Annotated in this window: 1 protein-coding gene; it reads left to right on the top strand. The window is 70.0% G+C overall.

Annotation, left to right across the window (positions count from 1 at the left end; translation table 11 throughout):
• A partial coding sequence (locus tag ACIO5E_RS39620) for an amino acid adenylation domain-containing protein (protein ID WP_400677572.1) occupies positions 1-2,854 on the top strand: 2,854 nt, incomplete at both ends.

Below are 2,854 nucleotides of genomic sequence, written 5' to 3' on the forward strand. Positions count from 1 at the left end.
CCTTCGCCCACCAGGACATCCCCTTCGAACGCCTCGTCGAAGAACTCGCCCCCGCACGATCCATGGCCCGCCACCCGCTCTTCCAGGTCATGCTCTCGCTGCAGAACAACGCCGAGCCCGACCTGGCGCTGCCCGGTCTCACGGCGACACTGGCTCCCTCCGGCCAGTTGGCAGCCCGGTTCGACCTGTCCTTCACCCTCAGCGAGACCTTTGCCGCCGATGGCACGCACGCCGGTCTGCGCGGCACGCTGACCTTCGCCCGGGACCTCTTCGACACCGAGACGGCCGAACAGCTCACCGAGCGATTCGTCCGGGTCCTCTCCGCTGCCCTGACCACGCCGAACCAGCCCGTCACCAGCATCGACATCCTCGACACCGCCGAACGCCACCGAATCCTCACCGACTGGAACGACACCACCCACGACGTCCCCACCACCACCCTCCACCAACTCGTCGAAGCCCAGGCCGCCCGCACCCCCGACGCCACCGCCCTCATCCACCACGACGAACGCCTCACCTACGCCCAACTCAACAACCGCGCCAACCACCTCGCCCGCCTGCTCACCACCCACGGCATGGGCCCCGAAACCCTCGCCGCCGTCCTCATCGAACGCTCAACCAACCTGATCGTCACCCTCCTCGCCGTCCTCAAGACCGGCGCCGCCTACCTCCCGATCGACCCCGACTACCCCACCGACCGCATCACCCACCTCCTCACCGACTCCCACCCCCACCTCCTCCTCACCAGCACCGAATGCGCCACCAAAGCCGGCGACCTGACCACCATTCACCACCTGCTGATCGACGAACTCCCGGTCATGACAGGCGACTCCGCCAACCTGAACGTCACGGTGCTCCCTCAGCACCCGGCATACGTGATCTACACCTCCGGCTCCACCGGCCACCCCAAGGGCGTCGTCGTCCCCCACGCCGGCCTCGTCAACTACCTCACCCGCGCCGCCACCGCCTACCCCGAACTCTCCGGCAACACCCTCCTACACGCCTCCATCTCCTTCGACGCCGGCGTCACCGTCCTCTACGGCGCCCTCACCACCGGCGGCCAGGTCCAACTCGCACCACTCGACGAACACCTCCCGACCACCCTCACCGACCAACCCCTCACCCTCTTCAAGGCCACACCCAGCGGCCTCGCCTACGCGGACGCGCTCTCCGACAATCACGCCCCGACCGGCCTGCTGATGGTCGGCGGCGAGGCGGTGCCGGTCGCCCAGCTCGCCCGCTGGCACGAGCGTCACCCGGACGTCGCGCTGGTCAACCACTACGGGCCGACCGAGACCACGGTCGGCTGCACCGACCACCGGTTCACCGCCGAGGATCCCGACGCCGTCGTGGTGCCGATCGGGCGGCCGATGTGGAACACCCGCGCCTACGTCCTGGACACCGCACTGCGCCCCGTCCCCGCCGGCGTCCCGGGCGAGCTCTACATCGCCGGCACCCAGCTCGCCCGCGGCTACCTCCACCGCCCCGCCCTCACCGCCGAACGCTTCACCGCCAGCCCCTACGGCCCGTCCGGGAGCCGGATGTACCGCACCGGCGACCTCGCCCGCTGGAACCGCCACGGCGAACTCGAATACCTCGGCCGCACCGACGACCAGATCAAACTCCGCGGCTACCGCATCGAACTCGGCGAAATCGAAGCCGCGTTGACGACTCACCCCGCCATCGCCCGCGCAAGCGTCATCGTCCGCGAAGACCTGCCCGGCGACAAGCGCCTCGTCGGCTACGTCGTTCCCGTAGGTGAGGTGGACCTCGCGGCCGTCCGGGCCGATCTCGCGGCGACCCTGCCCGAATACATGGTCCCGGCCGCGATCGTGGTGCTCGACGCGCTGCCGATGACCGTCAACGGCAAGCTCGACCGCCGCGCCCTACCCGCCCCCGACTTCACCACCGGCACCACCTACCGGGCACCCTCGACGCCGCGCGAGACCCTGCTGTGCGAGGCGTTCGGCGAGGTGCTCGGCCTGCCGCAGGTCGGCGTGGACGACAACTTCTTCGACCTGGGCGGTCACTCCCTGCTCGCCGTCACGCTGGTGGAGCGAATGCGCTCGCGGGGTGTCCCGGTGAACGTCCGCACCCTCTTCACCGCCCCCACCCCGGCAGGGCTGGCGGCGACCGCCGACACCGGTGAAGTGGTGGTCCCGCCGAACCTGATCCCGGCCGGCGCCCGGGAGATCACCCCCGCGATGCTGCCGCTCGTCGAGCTGACCAGCGAGGAGATCGCGCGGATCACCGCGGCCTTCCCCGGCGGCGCGGCCAACATCGCGGACATCTACCCGCTCGCCCCACTGCAACAGGGCATCCTCTTCCACCACTTGGTGGCCGCCGAAGGCTACGACCCCTATGTCCTGCCGGCGGCGTTGACCTTCGACTCGCGCGAGCGACTGGACACCTTCCTCGGCGCCCTCCAACACGTCATCGACCGCCACGACATCCTGCGCACCGCCTTCCTCTGGGAAGGCCTGCCCGAACCCGTCCAGGTCGTCGCCCGCCACGCCCAACTCCCCGTCCACCAGCACGAGATCACCGGCGACGACGCCAAGGCCGAACTCACCGCGGCCTGCCCCGCCACCATGGACCTCACCCTGGCACCGCTGCTCCGCGCCCACATCGCCGCCGAACCCGGCAGCAACCGCTGGCTCATGCTGCTCCAGCGCCATCACCTGACCACCGACAACACGGCACTGGAGATCCTGCTCGGCGAGATCCACGCCGTGCTGGACGGCAGGCTCGATGACCTCCCGGCGCCGCTGCCGTTCCGTGACTTCGTCGCCCAGGCCCGCCTCGGCACCACCCGCGAAGAACACGAACGCTTCTTCACCACCCACCTCCACGG

The organism is Kitasatospora sp. NPDC087314, from assembly GCF_044744365.1.
GTDB lineage: Bacteria > Actinomycetota > Actinomycetes > Streptomycetales > Streptomycetaceae > Kitasatospora.